Below are 21,173 nucleotides of genomic sequence, written 5' to 3' on the forward strand. Positions count from 1 at the left end.
TATACCCCCTCCATAGGCAAAAAATGGGGGTTAAAATCCTCGTTGCAGAAATCATACAGCTACGCTTTTAGCATTATGAGATTGTGCATTATATGGATTATTTCATATCTCACTTATATTATCATTATACAAAATACAAATTCTATGCTTTTACATAATCTCGCACTATTTCCCATTCACAAAGGAGCTTTTCAAGGCTGTATCGTGCGTTAGCAGGGCTTGAAGAGGGTAATAGAAAAGATTGTATGCAAAAATGCGGCTGCATACTTGCAAAATCTGTAAAAAGCGTATAAGCCTTGCGCCCATTGCAAAAAATAGCCCCAATATCCGCTTGGCTTAAAATCACATCCAAATCATTAAACTTCGCACATTTCAAACTCGCATCACTTGAATGAGCTATGCTACACTCACTCACTATATCCCATAATGCGATATGATGGGTAAGCAAAAATTGCTTCTTAGATTCTACGCTACCTTTTGTAATATCGCTTTCAAACAAATAGCTTAGAATCTGCCAAAAGCGATTGCGGCTATGAGCATAGTAAAATCCCTCATCACGCGAGATCATAGAGGGAAAAGAGCCTAGAATCAGCACTTTTGAATGCTTATCGAATACGGGCGAAAATGGGTGAGTATGATAAGTATGGATAGACATTATTTTCCTTAACGTGCAATTATTGGCTTTGCATTATAGCTTAGATTTAAGCTTAGTGCATAATTTAACAACTCTCTATATAATAGTGCGATATTTTCATAAAGATTGTAAAGAATTTTAGGGGAAGCGTATGCTAGATTTTGATTTTATGTATCAATGTGTGCCGCTTTTTAGCAAGGCTCTCTCCCTTACACTCTACATTTCTTTTTTTGGTATTTTGCTCTCACTCCTTATTGGCTTTATTGGGGCGTGGATTTTGTTTTTAAAATTGCAATTTCTAAGCCCACTTGTGGGATTGTATGTAGAATTAGCGCGTAATACCCCCCTGCTTATCCAGCTCTTTTTTCTTTACTATGGGCTGCATAGCGTGATTGATGTGAATCTTAGCGAATACACCTGTGCTATTACAGGTTTGGCATTTTTAGGTGGGGGATATATGTGTGAGAGCTTCCGCACGGGGCTAGAATCTATCCATCGCACACAGATTGAAGCCGCTCAAAGCATAGGTTTGCAACCTCATCAAATGATGTTTTACGTGATTTTGCCTCAATCCTTAAGTGTCGCCCTACCCTCTGTGTGTGCGAATGTGATATTTCTCCTTAAAGAAACCTCTGTGGTAAGTGTGATTGCCCTTGCGGATATTATGTTTGTAGCTAAAGATATTATCACAAACTACTACAAGACAAGTGAAGCTCTTGTGATGCTTATTTGCTGCTATCTTATCGTGCTATTGCCACTATCAATCGCCTTTTCGCTCTTAGAGAGATTCTATAAAAAGCGAGTGCTATAATGGAAATCTTTTTCATAGGCTCAAACGCTCTAAGATTAGCTCAAGGTGTCTTACTCACATTGCAAATCGCACTTATATCTATTGTCTTAGCCCTGCTTGGTGGATTATTGCTTGGCTTTATGATGGTATGGGGAAATCTACTTATGCGTGGGGTTTGCAGATTCTATTTAGAATCTGTGCGGATTATCCCCATTCTTGCGTGGCTTTTTATTGTATTCTTTGGCATAGCACAAGTCTTTAATGTGAATTTGAGTGCTATTACAAGTGCGATTATTGTCTTTAGCTTATGGGGGGTGGCTGAAGTGGGGGATTTAGTGCGAGGGGCTATCACTTCCTTGCCCAAACATCAAAGTGAGAGCGGCAGGGCATTAGGACTACTACAATGGCAAATCACACTTTATATTATCCTCCCTCAAGCCTTTTTGCGACTTTTGCCCTCTATTATCTCACTCTTTACGCGTATGATTAAAACTACTTCGCTTGTTGCCTTAATTGGCGCAGTGGATTTACTCAAAGTGGGACAGCAGATTATTGAGCTTAATAAATCTAATCCACATGCTAGTTTTTGGGTATATGGAGGGATTTTTTGCACGTATTTTGTGCTATGCTATCCGCTTTCATATCTTAGTAGAATCTTGGAGAAAAAATACCAATGACACAGCCATTCCTTCGCATTAGCCATTTGAAAAAAACCTATGATGGCACACATTTTGTGCTAGATGATATTTCTATGGAGGTGCAAAAGGGCGAGGTGGTGGTCATACTCGGGGCAAGTGGCTGCGGTAAAAGCACTTTTTTACGTTGCATTAATGGCTTAGAATCTACCCAAAGCGGTGAAATCCTACTCAATGGAGAGATTATAAATCATAATAAAACCAAATGGAGCAAAATCCGCCAACGCATTGGTATGGTGTTTCAAAGTTATGATTTATTCCCGCATATGAGCGTGATAGATAATATCCTTTTAGGTCCGCTCAAAGTGCAAAAGCGTAATAAAAATGAAGCAATGGCTCAAGCGACATCTCTACTCAATCGTGTAGGACTAGCACATAAAAGTAACGCACAGCCTAGAGAGCTAAGCGGAGGGCAAAAGCAACGTGTGGCGATTGTGCGTGCGTTATGTATGAATCCTGAAATAATGCTTTTTGATGAAGTAACCGCCTCACTTGACCCAGAGATGGTAAAAGAGGTGCTTGAAGTGATATTAGAACTTGCTAAAGAGGGTATGACAATGCTTATTGTAACCCACGAAATGCGTTTTGCGCAAAAAGTCGCCGATAGAATCTGCTTTTTTGATGAAGGTAAATGCGTGGAAGAATCTACACCCGATATATTTTTTAGCACACCAAAAAGTGAGAGGGCAAAAAGATTCTTAAATGTCTTTGAGCTATGATGAAAATGCGGGAGTTTGAGCTTTCCTCAATGTGCTTAAAAACTCTTCAAGGTTAAATTTCTTGCGATGATTAGGCGTAAAAATATGGATCATTATATCTCCTAAATCCGCTATTACCCAATCTTCGCTTTCCTCCTCTGTAGCATAAAATACCTCACCCTTAGGCTTTAACTCACTCTTTAGATAATCAAGCAAAGCAAAGGCGTGTTTGCCTATCATTGCTGTTACAATAATGACATTATCTACGATATAATCCTTGCCTCTTAAGTCAAAAACCTCAATGTCCTCACCCTTTTTGTCTGCTAAAAGTGTGCTAATACGCTCAATCCTCGCCTGAAGATTCTCTAAATGTGTCTGCAATCTATCTCCTTAAAGAAAAAATAAGTAATATTATAGCTGAAAATGTGTCTTGATAATGCTATGAATGTTTGTAGGTATCATCTCTAGGGCTGCTTGTGTGCGTGCATTTTCTAGCAAATATCGCACCTTACTTGATGAGAATGCATCAAACGCACCCAAAGAAAAATGCTTTAGAATCTTAGCTTTTAAAGGCATTTTACACTCATCTATAGACTCTGTGTGGCTTTGTGGCAAAGGATTTTTGAGCGATTGTGGATATTGTGGATTATGTAGCAATTTACGATGAATAAGCACAAATTGCACCATTTTACATAGCTTTTGAGGTTGATTCCATTGTGCCAAAGAGGCAAAACTATCGCTCCCTAGCACAAAGGCAAACTGCGCGTGAGGATAAGTCTGCCTCATTTGCGCTTCAATCACCCCAATGCTCTGCATACTAAAAACAGGTTTATTTTGTCCCACTTCATAATCGCTTACCGCCACCTTAGGCAGAGAAGTAAGCGAGGAATACCTAGCATTATACGCATTAGCCATTATTTGGCACATCTTAAGCCGCTCTAAAGCACTAAAAAGAGGTGGCGGCTTAAGAGGATTAGCATAATTTGGCAAAAGGATAATATGCCAAAAAAGCGAATCTTCGCAGAGAAGGCGGATAATCTCACTATGTGCCTTATGCAGTGGATCAAAGCTTCCGCCATAGATTGCCACAAAGCTAGAGGGAGGATTATTCAAAGCGACTCGCACGTGTGAGCTTGGAAAACTTCACACCCTTTAATCCGCCAATCTCAATGCTAAGATTCTCAATATTGCTTCCCTTGCCGCGTAGAATAATCGTCTCAAGGCAATTATGATGATCTAAATGCACGTGCGTATTGCATAGAATCTCCACATTGCCATTATGCGTATTAGTATGCTGAATGTCAATCATTCTTTGATTGAGCTCACGCTGATGATGGTCATATATAATAGTCAAAACAGCCACACCTTGCGTATCTTCAGCACCACTGCTCCACACTTCCTCATTTAGTTTCTCACGTATCATATCGCGTACAAGCTCCGAGCGTGAGGAATAACCCTTATGCGTGAGACGCTCATCAAGTTTATCAAGCAGATTCTGCGGTAGAGATACGCTAAAGCGGATAATGCTAGCTTTCATTGATTTTCCTTTAGCAAATTTACTGAAAAATTGTAGCTGAAAAATATTAAGAAAAAGAAGTGTGAAATTAAAGTAAATGATGAATACACCAATAATCATAAGCGTGTCCTTTTGCTCTTGTTTCTATCTAAAGAGCATTCCAGCTTTTATTGCCCACTCCCCGATTCAAAGATATGCCTCTCGCCCCTCCGTAGAGAGTAAGTTTAAGCGCGAAGGGCAATTTACTTGCCCAAAGCAAGATTTTATAATAAATAAGCGATTGCAATAAATGCGAGAGTGAGAGTGGCACAAAGATGAGAAAAAGTGATGAAACGTAAGAAAATGGGATTTTAAGGGACCTTTTAAAGATGTTTTAATGCGCGCGGTGGGTGTTAAAAGATTTAAAAGGCTTAATGGTGTTATTTTGTCGTATGAGGGATTTAAAGGCTTTTTATAAGGGCTGGGGGAGATAAGATTTAAAGGTTAGTTTTTGTAGCTAGGGATTGTTAAAACTTACTTAAATTTAATGTTTGAATCAAAGTCAAATCTCTCACTTTGATTTTACACGAGGGATTACAACTTATCGAGCACTTTGTGAAAACAATATGAGAATCCTCACAGATTCCAAAAGTTAAGTGAGGAACGCCTAAATATCACTAATAAGATGGCACATAATCAAATCGCCCTTGCTATTAATACAAGCGATCATCGCTCAAACAAAGGCGATACACATCTTATTCGCACACAAATTATTAAAAACTCAATTCCATATTTTACAACACTCTCTGCCGCACGTGTAGCGATTGAAGCAATTAAAAAAATACAAAATAGCAATATGAATGAAGCCCATGCCCTACAAGAATATCTACAAAGCTAACAATTTAAGCTTATTTTAGAATCTTATCCTATCGCTTAATGCAGAATTTCTTGTAAGAATAAGACTTATCTACTTCTTCGCCTTACTTTCTGCTTCCTTGATATAGCCCTCATATTCTGTATCGCTTAAAAGCTCTAACCAAGTAACATTCTTGCCATCTTTCTCGTGTGTAAGAGCGATATGCACACCCTTTTCTTTCAAACCTGCTCCGTGCCAATGCTCTATATCAGATGGGCAAAGCACCACATCGCCAACCTTTGCAATTTGAGTAATCCCCTGCTTTGTGCCTGTATAAATCGTGCCTTGTGTAACAATCAACGTTTGCCCTGCGGGGTGCGTATGCCAAGCTGTCCTAGCCTTTGGGCTAAAAGTAACTTCTGCACCACTAAAATTACGATAATCTCCGCTTTTAAAAAGCATTTTTACATTCACTTCACCGCTAAAGATTTTAGAATCTCCTTTAAATCCACCAAGACTTCCCGCCTTAACTATTTCTTGTGTTTTTTGCATTTTTACCTCCTGTGCATAGGTGATATTTGTGCAACCTAAAGCCACAACCGAAGCAATAGCAAGTAATTTTTTCATTTATTCTCCTTTTGTAATATAAAAATACATTTGTAATTATAAAACCTGATACCTAGTGTTTGTCAAGGGGAGGGGGGAACAAATTTAATCAAATTGTGTTTGCACAGCCTTTGATTTCCAAACTTTTATATCGCTTTGAAACTTAGAATTAGAATCCTCCACACCAGAGATTGCATCTCTCTAATAGGCAAATGTAGTAGAGAGTTAGAAACATTTGCAACCTGCACAATCAAATCTACAAATTTTGCAAGGTTGCCGGGCTGTTCGTTTTTCAAGGCATTTTCTACAAAAGATTCTTGCTATTTGTGTGCGTCATAATCTTGAATAGGAATCTCGGGCGTAATGCCCCATTTTCCGCTTTGATAGAAGTTTGTGCGGAACAATCCGGGGCGACATTTGTTACCTTAATGCCAAAGGTATTTTATCTTTATGAGACACATCTAAAAACTTGTAAAACCCTTTGTTTGTGCTCTTGTGCTATTCTTAACCCAGCTTTTCTCAAAGTCGCAACAACACAATCTCCAGTATTTAAAGCTGCATTCATTATCATATTGCCAATTCCACCCTCACTCGCCCCGCTTTTATACTTTTCAAAAAGTGCTTGTAACACAGCTTTAGAATCTACATTGTTATCGTTCATTATCCCTCCTTTTGGTTTTTTAATAAAAGGTTTGCAGTTCTTTTGAATCTGCCTTGCTTGTTTAATTTTGAACTCTTTAAAAGATTTTGATTGCATCAAAAAAATCTTAAATAAAAATCTTTTTGCAATAAAAATACAAAGAGTGGGCAAAAATCTTAAAATAGCAAAGAGTTTTTTGTTACAACAATTTTATATCAAGTATAAAATATCACTACTGCGCAAAAGTCGTGCTTATACATTTTTATTTAACCTTTCAAACCCAATTTCCAAACCCTAAGTGAAATTAAAGAAAAATATAAAGTTATCTTAAGAATGATTTTTATAATATTACAAAATAAAATTGGCATATAAGGGAGCATTATAAAAATGGAATTTCTTAAAGGTAATATAGACCATATAATTTTCGCTACATTGGGCTTAATGAGCTTTTTAAGTCTATGGTTTAGCTGTGAGAGATTGATTTTTTATATACGTATAAATCTTAACGATTATCCTAATGAAGAGTTACTAGAAGAAGCCTTGAGCAAGAATCTCACTGCACTTTATATCATTTACTCCAATGCACCATACATAGGGCTTTTAGGCACTGTTATTGGGATTATGATTACCTTCTATGATATGGGTATGAGTGGCGGAATGGACGCTCAAAGTATTATGGTAGGCTTATCCACTGCGCTTAAAGCGACAGCTCTTGGCTTACTAGTGGCAATCCCTACCTTGATTGTCTATAACTGCTTCGTGCGTAAAATGGACGTGGAGCTTAACCGCTACAAACTTTTACAAAAACAAGCAAAACAAGGCTAGAGAATGAGGATTCCTAAAAAAGACGGCTTAAACATCGTTCCTTTCATTGATGTGATGCTAGTGCTTTTAGCCATTGTGCTAAGTGTATCGACTTTCATCGCACAAGGGCAAATCAAAGTCGAACTGCCCTATGCAAGTCAAAATCAGCAAAACAAGGAAGAAAAACCTATTGTAATTGCCATTGATAATAACAACATTATTTATTTTAATGATAAGCCTATTGATATACAATCGCTTAAGACGGAACTGAGCAGTATTGACAATAAAACGCTTATTCAACTCAAAAGCGATAAGGATTCAAAATTTGAGAGTTTTATCCAAATCGTTGATATTTTAAAGGAGAAGGGACATGAAAACTTCGGTATCTCAACCAAAAACAAATAGCAATCCCCAATGTAATAACAAGTCATTCTCTACTTCTATGCGCACAGGATTCATTATTAGCGCTGTTTTGCACGTTGCCCTTGCCTTAACATTCTATGATTTTTTTCACAATATGGAGTTGCAGCAAAATGGTGATAATATCACTACCATTGCCCTAGCCACTTTTCAAAATCCCTCTAATGAGAAAAATATAGAAAATCCAAAGCCCAAACCTATCACACACAAGAAAAGGCATTATCATAAAGAAATACTCAAAGAAAATGGCAAACTGAGCAAAAAAGAAGAAGAGGTCATCCCTCCTGCTCAATCTCCCAAAGCAAAGCCTGATGAAAAAGCAGAGGAAGGTGATGTGATACAGACGCTCTCTTATAGAGATGGAAGCGAAGATGAGCTATTTTCTAAAATCAAACGTGCCATTGAGCGCAAAAACAAATATCCGCCTATGGCTAGGAAACGTGGATTGGAGGGGGAAGTGATAGTAGAATTTGTGATTTATAAAGATGGCAGGGTGGCGGATATCCGGATTGTGAAGCCCTCGCACGATCCTTTTAATGTCGCCGCACTCAATGCTATTAGAAAAGCACAAAATGATTTCCCTATCCTAAATATATCAACAAAAATCGAGCTGCCTATCGTATATGAGCTTAAAATGGATAATATATAAATGATTGGCTAAAGAATAAGTAAAGTAAAACTAACTTATGCGTGGTTTACATTTGCAAATACTTATATTTTTAGCCCCATCTAAAAACCATATCACTATACAACAATCATAAATATAATATATCAGTTTTCTTCTCTCAATTATAAAGCCCTAAGTGCTGAACAATCCACAAGATAAACAAACTCATACTTGAAGCAAAGCTTCGTTCTGTGAATATATATATTCACAAATTGGCTTCATAAGTGCAAGAGAGAAACAAGCCGTAGAATAATGCGAGATATAGTATTTAGCGATATTTACTAACACTTTATTCCACAAGAGAATAAGCGTAGCTATATGAATCTAGCTTAAACCTTCATTTGTTAGAAACCAAGCAAGTCATAAGAGTCAAATAGACCCAACAAATGTAATGGGTTATAATGCCGCAATAGCATAGCTATAGCGGACTTTCTCTAAAAAGAATAAATCAAAGATTTTATGAGATAAGAGAAATATAAAACAAATGAATAAGCAAAATCACTAAAATGCATCGATATATGTTGCTAAGGCGTCAATATCCTCATCGCTTAGATTTTTTGCCTGCATATACATAATTATAGAATTACCTCCCTTGCTTAATGTCCTCTCACGGAATCCTTTAAGAGATTCTACCACTTGAGCTTTATTGAGAGAAGCAATAAGCACATTGCCTACACTACCGGGTGCGACACTTTTACCATCTTTACCGTGGCAAGCCGCACATTTAACATAAAGTACCGCTGCATCTGGCTTATTTTGAGCTGCTGGGAGGGTTTGTTGGGGAGCTTGAGATTTATCTGCTTCAGGCATATCTTTTTGAGAATCTTCTACTCTATCCTCTACTTTATTGCCTGATTTTTCATCTGCTGCTTGCTCTACTTTATTGTCACTAGAGCAAGCAACGAAAATAATGCAGAGCACAAGTAATATATATCTTAACATTTTTTAACTCCTTATAGCTTCACCTAATAAATGATTAACCTTTACGTTTTTCCATAATCTCTTTAGCAATATTGTTTGGTACTTCGCCATAATGGTCAAATTCCATTGTATATGTACCTCTACCTTGTGTAGCCGAACGTAAATCAGTTGAGTATCCAAACATTTCAGCTAAAGGCACAAAGGCATTTACAATCTTTAAACCCATACGATCATCCATAGAGTTAATTTGCCCTCTTCGCCTGTTCAAGTCTCCTATGACATCACCCATATACTCCTCTGGGACTTCCACTTCGACTTTCATCATAGGCTCTAATAATACTGCATTTGCCTTACGACAAGCATCTTTAAAAGCCATAGAACCAGCAATTTTGAATGCCATTTCAGATGAATCCACATCGTGATAGCTTCCATCATAAAGTGTTACTTTAAAATCCACGACAGGATAGCCTGCGAGCACACCATTTTGCATTGCTTCTTGGATACCTTTATCAACAGCAGGAATATATTCTTTTGGTATCACACCGCCACTAATATTATTCACAAACTCATAGCCCTCACCGGGTTCTTTTGGTTCAAGCCTAATATGCACGTGTCCATATTGCCCACGCCCACCGGATTGTTTTGCATATTTACACTCTTGCTCTACGGCAGTGCGTATAGTCTCTCTAAAAGCGACTTGTGGCTCACCTACTTCAGCCTCAACCTTAAACTCACGCTTTAATCTATCAACAATAATTTCTAAGTGTAATTCACCCATACCGCCAATAAGTGTTTGCCCTGTTTCTTCGTGTGTGCTTACTCTAAAGCTAGGATCCTCCTCTGCAAGTTTGCCTAGTGCAATAGACATTTTTTCTTGGTCTGCCTTAGTTTTTGGCTCTACAGCAATTTGAATAACTGGCTCTGGGAAGTCCATTCTCTCCAAGATAACGGGCTGCTTCTCATCACAAAGCGTATCACCCGTCACTGTATCTTTTAATCCTACAAAAGCACAAATCTCACCCGCATAAATCTCTTTTATGTCTTCGCGTTTATTTGAGTGCATTTTCAAAAGTCGCCCTACACGCTCTTTTTTACCTTTTGTAGAGTTTAAAACATAGCTACCAGATTCTAACTTCCCACGATATGCACGGACGAAGGTTAGCTGCCCTACAAATGGGTCAGTCATAATTTTAAACGCCAAACCTGCAAACGCGCCATTATCGCTTGATTCTACGCTAAGTTCAGATTCATCTTTTGGGTCAATACCTTTGATTTCTGCCACTTCAGTAGGTGCAGGGAGAAAATCAACCACCGCATCAAGTAATGTCTGCACACCTTTATTCTTAAAGCTTGAGCCACAAAGCATAGGAATAAGACTCATATTTAAACAACCAATCTTTACACCCTTTTTAATATCCTCGATACTCAGCTCCTCACCACCAAGATATTTTTCCATCAAAGCTTCATCTTGTTCTGCGGCAGCCTCTACAAGCTTTTCTCTATACTCATTTGCTTTTTCTATAAGTTCAGCAGGAATATCCTCAATATCATATTTTGCACCCATTGATTCATCATTCCACACGATAGCCTTCATTTGAATCAAATCAACCACACCCTTAAAGTTCTCCTCTGCACCAATGGGGATACTAATAGGCACAGGGTTAGCTTTTAGGCGTTGCTTGATTTGGCTCTCTACATTATAGAAATTTGCGCCGATTCTATCCATTTTGTTCACAAACACCATACGAGGCACACCATACTTGTTTGCTTGTCGCCACACGGTTTCACTTTGAGGCTGCACACCTCCCACAGAGCAAAATACCGCAACAGCACCATCAAGCACACGCATAGAACGTTCTACCTCGATGGTAAAATCAACGTGTCCGGGAGTGTCAATAAGATTAATTTGATAGTCTTTCCAAAAACAAGTTGTAGTTGCAGAAGTAATGGTAATCCCACGTTCTTTTTCTTGCTCCATCCAGTCCATAGTTGCTGCGCCATCGTGCACTTCACCGATTTTATGGCTTACACCGGTATAAAAGAGAATCCGTTCTGAAGTCGTAGTTTTACCCGCATCAATATGTGCAGCAATACCGATATTTCTAATTCTTGCTAAAGGAGTTTTTCTAGCCATTCTTTATCCTTCCTTACCAACGATAATGTGCAAATGCCTTGTTAGCTTCAGCCATTTTGTGCACATCTTCTTTTTTCTTAAAAGCTGCTCCTCTTTCATTTGCAGCATCTACTAGCTCACTTGCTAAACGCTCTACCATTGTGCGCTCATTTCTTTTACGTGTCGCCTCAAGCAACCACCTGATAGAAAGAGATTGCTGACGAGCGGGTCTTACTTCAACAGGTACCTGATAAGTCGCTCCACCTACACGGCGGCTTCTTACCTCTACAAGAGGTTTGACGCGCTCAAGCGCTTTTTCAAATACCTCTATGCCCTTTTCACCGCTTTTTTCCTCGATCCTATCAAATGCTGCATAAATGATTTTTTCACTTACACTTTTCTTGCCATCAAACATCATTTTGTTAATGAATTTTGTTACTACCTTGTTGTTATAAATTGGGTCCCCTAAAATCTCTCTCACAGGAGCTTTTCTTCGTCTCATCTCTTCTCCTTAGTTATTTTTTATCGCCACCGGCTTTTGCTTTTTTTGCACCATATTTACTACGTGAAACACTTCGTTTAGCCACACCTGCAGTATCTAATGCCCCACGTATAATATGATACTTCACACCGGGTAAGTCTTTTACACGTCCGCCACGCACAAGTACAATGGAGTGCTCTTGCAAATTATGCCCTTCTCCCGGAATATAGCTAATCACCTCTACTTTCGAAGTAAGCTTTACTTTAGCCACCTTTCTTAAAGCCGAGTTTGGCTTTTTAGGTGTTGTCGTATAAACACGTGTGCATACACCCCTTCTTTGCGGACACTCTAGTAACGCAGGGGACTTTGTCTTACGGATAACTTTCTTGCGCTCTTTTCTAATTAATTGATTTATGGTTGGCACTGACTTTCCTTTATGTAAATTTTAGAAAATAAAAAATGCGGGATTTTACCCAATGAAAACTTTTATTTCTCTTAGAGAATAGGCAAAAAATGCCTATTCTTCCTCACTATCACAATAGTATTCTTGCTCGTCGCCTTTATAAGAGAACTTTTTATTTTTATACAAGCCTGTTCCCACAGGTATCATACGTCCAAGCACAACATTTTCTTTTAAGTCATCAAGTGTATCTTTTTTAGCTGCGATACTTGCCTCTGTAAGCACTTTTGTTGTTTCTTGGAATGAAGCCGCTGAAATAATAGAATCACTTCCAATAGCCGCACGAGTAATACCAAGAAGGACAGGTTCAGCTATCGCTGGCTCTCCACCCATACGTAAGATTCTCTCATTTTCCTCTTTAAAATGTCGCTTGCTTACTAAATCACCTGCAATAAACTTTGTATTACCACTATCAACAATCTTCACTTGGCGGAGCATTTGAGACACAATGATTTCTATATGCTTATCGGCAATACTTACACCCTGTCGGCGATATACCTGCTGCACTTCACTCACAATATACTTGTGAAGTTCTTTCTCCCCACTAATGCGTAAAATATCGTGGCTTGAGACAACACCATCTGTCATCGCTTCTCCGGCGTGGATAAACTCCTGTTCATGTACAAGAATCTTTTTATTCTTATCTACCAAGTATTCTGCCACTCGTCCATCAGCTGATGTAATAATAATACGCTCCTTACCTCGCATAGGCTTGCCAAAGCTCACTGTTCCATCAAGTTCAGAAAGAATAGCGGTATCTTTTGGTTTCCTTGCCTCAAATAATTCCGTTACACGCGGAAGACCACCTGTAATATCCTTAGATTTTGCTAATGCCTTGGGTACTTTAGCGATAATATCTGCCACTTCAACCTTATCTCCATCATTAACAGCAATAGAAGTACGAGATTCTAAGCGATAAGCCATTTCCTTACCTTCTTTTGTCGTTACAACAATCATCGGCTTGTAGCCTGCGGGCACATATTCATTAATAACAAAATTCTTTTGGTGCGTATTTTCGTCTTCTTGCTCGCTTACAGTTAGCCCTGCAACCACATCCCTAAAAGATACTACACCTGCTTGGTCGGCAATAATTGGCTCACTATAAGCATCCCATTCAGCCACCACAATCTGCTCACTTGAAGTAGGTTCAGAAATCAATGTATTGATATCCACTTCACTATTGTCATCAACAAGAATCTTAGAGGTTCGCGCAATATAATGGCGGATTGCCTCTCTATCATTTTGGTCTGCAATAACGGCAAACATACCTTTTTCATTCACAACCATACCTGCCTTGACATTGTGATTACGTTCAAGCGTATCAGAGCGAAGTGTATAAAATTTCACAACACCTTTTTCTTTAGCAGTAATTTTTTGGGAAATGGGTGCATTATCCTCCACTTTCAATTCACTTCCATAAGGAATCCGTGTAGGCACATTCCAGCTATCCATAATAATATCAACTACACTGCCGCCCGCTTTGACCTTATAGCCACTCTCGTGCGGCACAAGCAATTTACCCTCAATCTTCCCTGCTACACCGGCAAGTTCATTTTGTTTGGCTACTTCATCTTTTCTTAAGCGATGCGTAACAGAATGTTTTTTATCACCCACAATAGTAATATGCACTTCATCATGAACACTCTCTACTCGAATTTCTCCATCAAATTCCGCTTTAATACGTGGTTCAACAACCAAAATCGCCGCATTTCTGCGATTTGCCACAATCTTTTGCCCCTTACTATTAGTGTAAGTGCGGATATTATGATAGCGGATAAAGCCCTCTTTCTTAGCTATGATTTGCTTCTCTTCTGTGCTTCTACTTGCTGTTCCACCAACGTGGAATGTTCTTAATGTCAGCTGTGTGCCGGGTTCACCGATACTTTGTGCGGCAAGCACCCCTACTGCCTCACCGGGTTTTACCATTTTAGATTCGCCAAGATTCAATCCATAACATTTCGCACACACACCCTTAGGAGCTTTACAGGTTACAGGGGTGCGTATCATCACAGACTTAACATTTGCCTCTTTAATACGTCTTGCCATCGCATTATCGATTAATACACCTTCACTAAGCAGAATCTCATTAGCAATAGGATCGATAATATCACGTGCTAGCACACGTCCTACAACACGCTCTTCAAGTGGTTCAATCATATCGCTACCCACCGTAATATCCGTAATCTCAACGCCCTCGTGCGTGCCACAATCCTCAATAGTAACTTTCATATTTTGGCTCACATCAATAAGCTTTCTTGTAAGATAACCAGCATTAGCAGTTTTTAAGGCAGTATCAGCTAGACCTTTTCTCGCACCGTGCGTTGAGTTAAAATACTCTAGCACATTCAAACCCTCTTTAAAATTTGAAGTAATAGGTGTTTCAATAATCGTGCCATCAGGTTTTGCCATTAGCCCTCTCATCGCCGAAAGTTGGCGAATCTGTGCCTCACTACCTCTCGCACCAGAATCTGCCATCATATAGATAGAGTTAAAGCCTTCTTTATCATTTTTAACTTTCTCCATCATCAATTTACCCATTTTTTCGCTCGTTTCTGTCCAAATATCAATACTCTTATTATATCGCTCTTGTGCAGTAAGAAGTCCTTGCTCAAACTCGCCCTGTATGCGCTTAATCTCTTTTTTGGCATCATCTATCATTTTTGCTTTATCGTGAGGAATAATAATATCCGCTGCAGAAATAGAAATACCTGCTTTTGTCGCGTATCTAAAGCCAAGATTCTTAAGATTATCAAGAAAAGTTGCCGTAATACCCAAGCCCCCTTCTTTATATACATAATCAATCAATATACCTATATCTTTTTTCTTCATTGTCTGATTCCAAAGACTAAGTGGCACAAAATCAGGTAAGATAGAACTTAGAATCATACGCCCAGCCGTTGTGTCAATCACACGGCGTTTATGCACAGTTTTAATACGCGCATTGATATCAAGCTCACCCATCTCAATAGCCATAAAGATTTCATCAATACTTGCAAAAACTTTATGTTCCCCTTTTACACCTTTCTTTTCTAAGGAGAGATAATACAAGCCCAAAACCATATCTTGGCTTGGCACTGCCACAGCTTTACCACTAGCAGGTAGCAAAATATTCATAGAGCTTAACATAAGCACCTTACATTCTGCAATAGCCTCTTGAGAAAGCGGCACATGAACTGCCATTTGGTCACCATCAAAGTCTGCATTAAACGCAGAGCACACAAGTGGATGTAACTGGATCGCCTTGCCATCAATAAGTTTTGGGTGGAATGCCTGAATGGATTGCTTATGCAAGGTTGGCGCACGATTAAGCAACACAGGATAGCCATTAACAATTTCTTGCAAACATTCCCATACTTCATTTGTCTTCTGGCTTACCATTTTCACAGCTTGTTTAAGTGTAGTCGCATAGCCCTTCTCTTCTAACTTAGCAAATAAATGCGGCTTAAATAACTCTAAAGCCATATTTTTAGGCAATCCACATTGATCCATTTTTAAGTTTGGTCCTACCACAATCACGCTACGTCCAGAGAAATCCACACGCTTACCGAGCAAGTTCTGTCTAAAGCGTCCTTGCTTGCCTTTGATAATTTCAGAAAGGGATTTTAGGGGACGCTTATTTGCACCTTTTACAGCATTAGCATTTCTTCCATTATCAAAAAGCGCATCAACCGCTTCTTGAAGCATTCTTTTTTCGTTGCGCACAATAATTTCTGGCGAATCAAGCTCAATAAGACGTTTTAAGCGTTGGTTACGATTAATTACTCGGCGATAAAGATCATTCACATCGCTTACGGCAAATTTTCCACCATCAAGTGCCACCAAAGGACGTAAATCCGGTGGAAGCACAGGCAGAATGGTGAGCATCATCCACTCTGGACGATTACCTGAATTGATAAAGCTTTCAACTACTTTCAAACGCTTAACAATCGTCTTTTTCTTTGCTTCAGAATTAGTGAGATTAATCTCCTCACGCAATGCACTGAGAAGCACCATTAAGTCTAATTCTTCAAGTAGCTCCTTAATCGCCTCTCCACCCATTTGTGCGACAAATCCAGTATGTTCAAATCGCTGATTAATGCTTTGGAATTGCTCTTCATTAAGTACATCATATTTTAAAATAGGTTTTGTGCCTTCATTATCATAGAATGCCTCGCCCGGTGTCTTTACAATATATGCTTCATAATACAATACTCGCTCTAAATCTTTCATCTTCACACCAAGCAAAGTGCCAATACGACTAGGCAATGAACTCACATACCAAATATGCGCCACAGGAGCAACAAGCTCTATATGCCCCATTCTTGAGCGGCGCACTTTCGCACGCGTAACTTCCACACCACATTTTTCACACACTATACCCTTATAGCGCATTTTTTTATATTTACCACATAAACATTCATAATCACGCACAGGACCAAAGATTTTCGTGCAGAATAAGCCATCTCGCTCTGGTTTTAATGTGCGATAATTAATTGTTTCAGGTTTTTTTACCTCTCCATGACTCCAAGAGAGAATCTTCTCTGGACTTGCCAGAACTAGCTGAAATGAACTAAAATCCTTAGGGCGTTCATCTTCTTTAATCACAATAGGCAGAGCGGCACCATTTTCGTCTTTTTCTTCACCATAGATATTAACATCAAGGGCAAGCGACTGAAGCTCTTTTGTCAAAACATAAAATGTTTCAGGGATTTCAGATTCCCCTACGTGCTCACCCTTTGTGATAGCTTTATACGCACCTCTTCGCCCTTCTGTATCATCAGATTTAATAGTGAGCATTTCTTTTAGTGTATGAGCCGCACCATAAGCTTCTAATGCCCATACTTCCATCTCTCCAAAACGCTGCCCACCAAAGAGAGCCTTTCCACCCACAGGTTGTTGCGTAACCAAAGAGTAAGGACCTGTACTTCTTGCATGGACCTTTTCATCAACCAAGTGATGAAGTTTGAGCATATACATATAACCCACATTCACTCTTTCGCGCATTTTTTCGCCGGTTTTGCCATCATAAAGCTCTGTTTTACCATCAGTATCAATCTTTGCTAACGCAAAAAGTTTATCAAATTTCTCCTGCTCTATGCCCTCAAATACAGGAATAGCAAACTTCACACCATTACTCCAATCCCGTGCATAGCTCATCAAATCTTCATCACTCATACTTTCTAAGAATGAAACCATTGTCTTATCATTGGAATTAACTACCTGAGCAATTTCAATCATCTTTGAACGTAATGCGTTTATCCATTGTTTTGATTGAGATTGAAAAATCTCTTGAATCTGCTGTCCAAGATTCTTTCCTACCAATCCCAAATGCACCTCAAGAATCTGCCCAATATTCATACGACTTGGCACACCAAGAGGATTCAATACAATATCCACAGGCTCACCATCAGCAGTATAAGGCATATCTACCATAGGCACAATATTAGATACAATACCTTTATTTCCGTGACGTCCTGCCATTTTATCACCCACTTTGAGCTTGCGTTTTGTGGCAATATAAATTTTTACAAGTTTTACTACACCACTTGGCAAAATATCATCTTTTTCTAAAATAGAAAGCTTCTCCTCGTGTTCTTCACCTAAAGTTTTTTTCTGCTCTAAGAAGTTTCTTTTAATTTGCTCATATCGTGTTTGCACAGCCTTAGAATAACTCTTGAGAAGAATACTTAAAGTGAAAGGATTAAACGTAGCTAACTCTTCCTTGGAAATCTGTGTGCCTTTTTTGAAGACTTTATTAGCCACTTTAGCATCACTTGCGAGTTTTTCTTTAGATAGCATAAGAGAGATTCTTAAGGCTTCTTCTTGTTGAATCATCGTTAAACGATCGTGATGCTCAATATCAAGCACACGTCTTTCCTCATCGTGCGCGCTTATGGCACGTGCATCTTTCTCATAACCTTTTTTTGTGAATATCTTCACATCAACCACCGTTCCCTCAAGAGAAGGTGGGCAATAAAGTGATTTATTTACCACGTGTCCGGCTTTTTCACCAAAGATAGCACGCAAAAGCCTTTCTTCAGGAGTAGGTTTCACTTCACCCTTAGGAGAAACTTTTCCTACAAGTATCATACCCGCACTTACATATGTGCCTATTCGCACAATCCCACTTTCATCAAGATGCGCTGTTTCTGATTCTTTAGTGCCTGGAATATCAGCTGTAATTTCCTCAAGTCCGTGCTTAAGCTCCCGTGCTTCAATTTCCTTTTCATAAATATGAATTGATGTAAAGGCATCTTCTTTGATAAGTTTTTCACTTACGACAATCGCATCTTCGAAGTTGTAACCATTCCATGGCATAAAGGCGACACGGATATTTTTTCCCAATGCCAGCTCACCATTATCCATACTTGCACCATCAGCAATAATTTGCCCTGCTTCTACCTTATCTCCTACTTGCACAATAGGCTGCTGTGAAAAGCAGGTATTTTGATTGGTACGGAGATTTTTACCCAAATGATAATGATCAATATATGCTCCATTGTCATCTTCACCAAGTATATAGATATTTTTAGAATCCACTCTTTCTACTACACCACTGCGAGTAGCTTTAACAGCCTCCCAAGCATCACGTGCAATGATTTGCTCGATACCTGTTCCTACCACAGGTGCATCAGGTTTAAGCAATGGGACAGCTTGTCGCTGCATATTTGAACCCATAAGCGCACGGTTTGCGTCATCGTGCTCGAGAAATGGAATGAGAGAAGCAGCCACACCTACGAGCATACGAGGGCTTAAGTCAATAAGTTGAATACGTGATTTCTCACTTAAAATAATCTCTCCATCTTTGCGTGCATCAATCAAATCTTCAACAATATGCCCATTTTTATCTACCTTTGTGCTAGCTGGAGCAATCACTATACCCTCTTCTTGTGCAGCAGTAAGATAAACAATTTCATTTGTTACTACGCCATTTTCTACTCTTTTATAAGGTGCTTCAATAAAACCTAAGTCATTCACGCGCGTATAGGTAGAAAGTGTATTAATCAAACCAATATTTTGCCCTTCTGGTGTTTCAATAGGGCAGATTCTACCATAATGTGTAGGATGCACATCTCTTGCCTCAAAACCTACTCTATCTTTTACAAGCCCACCCTCTCCAAGAGCCGAAAGTCTTCGTTTATGTGTAATTTCCGAAAGAGGGTTAGTTTGATCCATAAATTGTGAAAGCTGCCCACCGGTGAAAAATTCCATAATCGTGCTAGTAATCATCTTGCCATTGACCAAATCGTGAGGCATAATCGTATCAAACGCTCCACTTAGTGAAGTAAGCTTATCACGTATAGCTTTTTGCATTTTTACAAGCCCTGCGTGAAGTTCATTAGCCAAAAGCTCACCACTTGAACGGATTCTACGGTTACCTAAATGATCTCTATCATCAATCTTACCCAAGCCATTCTTAACTTTCAAAAGATACCGAATTGTCTTAATAATATCCTCGTGTGTGAGCACAGTAACATAATCAGGCACGTTAATTTGCAGTTTATGATTCATTTTCATACGTCCTACACGTGTCAAATCATAACGTTCAGAATCGAAGAAAAGCTGACGCATAAAGTTCTTTGCCACCTCTTTTGTTACAGGCTCACCCGGACGCATTACTTTATAGATTCTAATAGCAGCTAATTCATTCTCATCATCAATCTTTTCGCTTTGACGGAGCATTTTTAAAGATTCTGCATCAGCAATAAATGAGTTAATAATAGAGCTATCCACACCTGCAGCACTATCATTGGCTATCACAAACTCATTGATTTTTAACTCAAGGAGTTTTTTTAGCTTACTCTCATCAAGCTGTGTGAGAGTGTCAAAAAGCACTTCACCTTGCGAGTTTAAAATAGGTTGAGCAAGGAACTTATTTGTCAAACTCTCAAGGGGATATTCAATAAGATCGATTCTTGCCTCTTTAAGCTCCTTGATTTTTTTAGCAGATAGACGCTTGCCCGAAGCTACCAAAAGATTCCCTTTTGCATCTTTAATATCAAATTCTGCACGATTGCCTATACTATCAATATCAAAGGGGATAAGATATTTACCTTTTTTATATGTTACTTTCTGCAAGGGGTAAAAAATCTTAAGAATATCTTGTTTGCTATACCCCATTGCACGCAAAATAATAGTTACAGGCACTTTTCTACGCTTATTGATACGTGCATAAAGCACATCTTTAGAATCATACTCAAAATATAGCCAAGAGCCTCTATCGGGGATAATCTGCCCTGTGTAGATGAGTTTATTTGATGAAGTATTAGATTCCTCTTCTTTGAAAATCACTCCCGGGCTACGATGGAGTTGATTGACCACGACGCGTTCAACGCCATTAATAATAAAGCTTGTTCTGTCTGTCATAAGAGGAATATCGCGGACAAAAATATTTTGTTCTTTAACATCTTTTACGCCTAGCTTTTCACCCGTTTTTTCATCTTTTTCCCAAAGCACTAGGCGAATTTTTACTTGTAGTGATATAGCATAGGTTACACCACGAACCATTGCCTCATTTGTAGTATATTTAGGCTTACCAAATTTACATCCTGCATATTCAAGCGTAATGCGGTTTTGGCTATCTTGAATGGGAAAAACAGACTTGAATACCCGCTCAATACCAGATTCTCCCTCTCCCTCGATAGAAAGGAAATCATCATAGCTATCTCTTTGGAGCAATAAAAGATTAGGGACTTCGATATTTTGAGGATTTTTAGTAAAATCAGCGCGGAGTCTATTTTTCAGTTTTGTGAAGTTTGCCATGTGTTGTGTCCTTCTTATTCTATTAGATTATGAAAAAGAGCAAAATACTCTAAAAAGACCTATAATTATAAAGTATTTTTACAATATTCTATTAAATGCAAAAAGCCAAACCTTAGTATCTAAGATTTGGCAATTGTATATGAAGTGAATG

18 protein-coding genes are annotated in these 21,173 nt (G+C 38.8%); 7 read left to right on the forward strand and 11 right to left on the reverse strand.

Translation table 11 applies throughout. The features are described from left to right. Positions 1–142 precede the first annotated feature (142 nt). Positions 143–649, reverse strand: coding sequence for a DNA-deoxyinosine glycosylase (locus V3I05_RS01090; RefSeq protein ID WP_343354236.1), 507 nt, complete (start codon positions 647–649; stop codon positions 143–145). A 136-nt stretch (positions 650–785) separates the two neighbouring features. On the opposite strand from V3I05_RS01090, the gene V3I05_RS01095 reads away from it, so the two are divergent. The 3 genes from V3I05_RS01095 to V3I05_RS01105 are packed head-to-tail and all read left to right on the forward strand — an operon-like array spanning position 786 to position 2,838. After that, on the forward strand, positions 786–1,445 hold the full coding sequence (locus tag V3I05_RS01095; protein ID WP_295699207.1) for an amino acid ABC transporter permease: 660 nt from the start codon (positions 786–788) through the stop codon (positions 1,443–1,445). Then, a complete protein-coding gene (locus V3I05_RS01100; RefSeq protein ID WP_295699205.1) occupies positions 1,445–2,101 on the forward strand; it encodes an amino acid ABC transporter permease in 657 nt (218 codons plus the stop codon). Before V3I05_RS01095 ends, V3I05_RS01100 begins: the two co-directional genes overlap by 1 nt. Then, positions 2,098–2,838 carry an amino acid ABC transporter ATP-binding protein gene (locus V3I05_RS01105; protein ID WP_343353732.1) on the forward strand — a complete coding sequence of 247 codons (741 nt, stop codon included), beginning with the start codon at positions 2,098–2,100 and terminating at the stop codon, positions 2,836–2,838. Before V3I05_RS01100 ends, V3I05_RS01105 begins: the two co-directional genes overlap by 4 nt. Here the strand turns inward: V3I05_RS01105 and rsfS are convergent. The 3 genes from rsfS to nikR are packed head-to-tail and all read right to left on the reverse strand — an operon-like array spanning position 2,833 to position 4,354. After that, complete coding sequence (gene rsfS, locus V3I05_RS01110; RefSeq protein WP_343353734.1) at positions 2,833–3,198, reverse strand: ribosome silencing factor; 366 nt, start codon at positions 3,196–3,198, stop codon at positions 2,833–2,835. The two genes, V3I05_RS01105 and rsfS, sit on opposite strands and share 6 nt — an antisense overlap. 30 nt (positions 3,199–3,228) lie before the next feature. Continuing rightward, a complete protein-coding gene (locus tag V3I05_RS01115; RefSeq protein ID WP_300599409.1) occupies positions 3,229–3,930 on the reverse strand; it encodes a nicotinate-nicotinamide nucleotide adenylyltransferase in 702 nt (233 codons plus the stop codon). Continuing rightward, positions 3,923–4,354: a nickel-responsive transcriptional regulator NikR gene (nikR, locus tag V3I05_RS01120; RefSeq protein WP_300448464.1), complete on the reverse strand. Its 432-nt coding sequence runs from the start codon at positions 4,352–4,354 to the stop codon at positions 3,923–3,925. The genes V3I05_RS01115 and nikR overlap by 8 nt, the downstream gene beginning before the upstream one ends. A gap of 643 nt (positions 4,355–4,997) precedes the next feature. Between nikR and V3I05_RS01125 the strand changes: the two genes are divergently transcribed. Beyond that, positions 4,998–5,210 carry a hypothetical protein gene (locus V3I05_RS01125; protein WP_343353737.1) on the forward strand — a complete coding sequence of 71 codons (213 nt, stop codon included), beginning with the start codon at positions 4,998–5,000 and terminating at the stop codon, positions 5,208–5,210. A 69-nt stretch (positions 5,211–5,279) separates the two neighbouring features. Here V3I05_RS01125 and V3I05_RS01130 read toward each other — a convergent pair whose 3' ends face one another. Further along, positions 5,280–5,795: a cupin domain-containing protein gene (locus V3I05_RS01130; protein ID WP_425531739.1), complete on the reverse strand. Its 516-nt coding sequence runs from the start codon at positions 5,793–5,795 to the stop codon at positions 5,280–5,282. Positions 5,796–6,222: 427 nt separating this feature from the next. Beyond that, on the reverse strand, positions 6,223–6,435 hold the full coding sequence (locus V3I05_RS01135; protein ID WP_343353739.1) for a hypothetical protein: 213 nt from the start codon (positions 6,433–6,435) through the stop codon (positions 6,223–6,225). A gap of 366 nt (positions 6,436–6,801) precedes the next feature. Here V3I05_RS01135 and exbB point away from each other — a divergent pair, with 366 nt between their 5' ends. Genes exbB through V3I05_RS01150 form a run of 3 tightly spaced genes read left to right on the forward strand, consistent with a single transcriptional unit; the run spans position 6,802 to position 8,287 of the window. Beyond that, positions 6,802–7,239, forward strand: a complete 438-nt coding sequence (exbB, locus tag V3I05_RS01140) for a TonB-system energizer ExbB (RefSeq protein WP_300449023.1) — start codon at positions 6,802–6,804, stop codon at positions 7,237–7,239. A gap of 3 nt (positions 7,240–7,242) precedes the next feature. Next, positions 7,243–7,623: a TonB system transport protein ExbD gene (gene exbD / locus V3I05_RS01145; RefSeq protein ID WP_300449024.1), complete on the forward strand. Its 381-nt coding sequence runs from the start codon at positions 7,243–7,245 to the stop codon at positions 7,621–7,623. Continuing rightward, the gene (locus V3I05_RS01150; protein WP_300449918.1) at positions 7,589–8,287 is read left to right on the forward strand and encodes an energy transducer TonB; all 699 of its coding nucleotides are present in this window, start codon (positions 7,589–7,591) and stop codon (positions 8,285–8,287) included. The genes exbD and V3I05_RS01150 overlap by 35 nt, the downstream gene beginning before the upstream one ends. A 519-nt stretch (positions 8,288–8,806) precedes the next feature. On the opposite strand, the gene V3I05_RS01155 is transcribed toward V3I05_RS01150, so the two are convergent. The 5 genes from V3I05_RS01155 to V3I05_RS01175 form a co-directional block, all read right to left on the reverse strand. Continuing rightward, on the reverse strand, positions 8,807–9,247 hold the full coding sequence (locus V3I05_RS01155) for a c-type cytochrome (protein WP_343353740.1): 441 nt from the start codon (positions 9,245–9,247) through the stop codon (positions 8,807–8,809). Positions 9,248–9,281: 34 nt separating this feature from the next. Then, positions 9,282–11,360 (reverse strand): elongation factor G, encoded by a 2,079-nt coding sequence (gene fusA / locus V3I05_RS01160; RefSeq protein WP_295699184.1) that lies wholly within the window; start codon positions 11,358–11,360, stop codon positions 9,282–9,284. A gap of 13 nt (positions 11,361–11,373) precedes the next feature. Continuing rightward, complete coding sequence (rpsG, locus tag V3I05_RS01165; protein ID WP_295699182.1) at positions 11,374–11,841, reverse strand: 30S ribosomal protein S7; 468 nt, start codon at positions 11,839–11,841, stop codon at positions 11,374–11,376. A 13-nt stretch (positions 11,842–11,854) separates the two neighbouring features. Further along, a complete protein-coding gene (rpsL, locus tag V3I05_RS01170; RefSeq protein ID WP_002955409.1) occupies positions 11,855–12,244 on the reverse strand; it encodes a 30S ribosomal protein S12 in 390 nt (129 codons plus the stop codon). Positions 12,245–12,337: 93 nt separating this feature from the next. Continuing rightward, on the reverse strand, positions 12,338–21,022 hold the full coding sequence (locus tag V3I05_RS01175) for a DNA-directed RNA polymerase subunit beta/beta' (protein ID WP_343353744.1): 8,685 nt from the start codon (positions 21,020–21,022) through the stop codon (positions 12,338–12,340). Positions 21,023–21,173 lie beyond the last annotated feature (151 nt).

Origin of the sequence: Helicobacter mastomyrinus, from assembly GCF_039555295.1 — a bacterium.
Taxonomy (GTDB): Bacteria; Campylobacterota; Campylobacteria; order Campylobacterales; family Helicobacteraceae; genus Helicobacter_C; species Helicobacter_C mastomyrinus.

What these genes read in the sequence shown, in the direction of transcription:
- V3I05_RS01095 (WP_295699207.1), top strand. Translation starts at nt 786, where the DNA reads ATGCTAGATTTTGATTTTATGTATCAATGTGTGCCGCTTTTTAGCAAG.
- V3I05_RS01100 (WP_295699205.1), top strand. Translation starts at nt 1,445, where the DNA reads ATGGAAATCTTTTTCATAGGCTCAAACGCTCTAAGATTAGCTCAAGGT.
- V3I05_RS01105 (WP_343353732.1), top strand. Translation starts at nt 2,098, where the DNA reads ATGACACAGCCATTCCTTCGCATTAGCCATTTGAAAAAAACCTATGAT.
- nikR (WP_300448464.1), bottom strand. Translation starts at nt 4,354, where the DNA reads ATGAAAGCTAGCATTATCCGCTTTAGCGTATCTCTACCGCAGAATCTG.
- V3I05_RS01125 (WP_343353737.1), top strand. Translation starts at nt 4,998, where the DNA reads ATGGCACATAATCAAATCGCCCTTGCTATTAATACAAGCGATCATCGC.
- V3I05_RS01130 (WP_425531739.1), bottom strand. Translation starts at nt 5,795, where the DNA reads ATGAAAAAATTACTTGCTATTGCTTCGGTTGTGGCTTTAGGTTGCACA.
- V3I05_RS01135 (WP_343353739.1), bottom strand. Translation starts at nt 6,435, where the DNA reads ATGAACGATAACAATGTAGATTCTAAAGCTGTGTTACAAGCACTTTTT.
- exbB (WP_300449023.1), top strand. Translation starts at nt 6,802, where the DNA reads ATGGAATTTCTTAAAGGTAATATAGACCATATAATTTTCGCTACATTG.
- exbD (WP_300449024.1), top strand. Translation starts at nt 7,243, where the DNA reads ATGAGGATTCCTAAAAAAGACGGCTTAAACATCGTTCCTTTCATTGAT.
- V3I05_RS01150 (WP_300449918.1), top strand. Translation starts at nt 7,589, where the DNA reads ATGAAAACTTCGGTATCTCAACCAAAAACAAATAGCAATCCCCAATGT.
- V3I05_RS01155 (WP_343353740.1), bottom strand. Translation starts at nt 9,247, where the DNA reads ATGTTAAGATATATATTACTTGTGCTCTGCATTATTTTCGTTGCTTGC.
- fusA (WP_295699184.1), bottom strand. Translation starts at nt 11,360, where the DNA reads ATGGCTAGAAAAACTCCTTTAGCAAGAATTAGAAATATCGGTATTGCT.
- rpsG (WP_295699182.1), bottom strand. Translation starts at nt 11,841, where the DNA reads ATGAGACGAAGAAAAGCTCCTGTGAGAGAGATTTTAGGGGACCCAATT.
- V3I05_RS01175 (WP_343353744.1), bottom strand. Translation starts at nt 21,022, where the DNA reads ATGGCAAACTTCACAAAACTGAAAAATAGACTCCGCGCTGATTTTACT.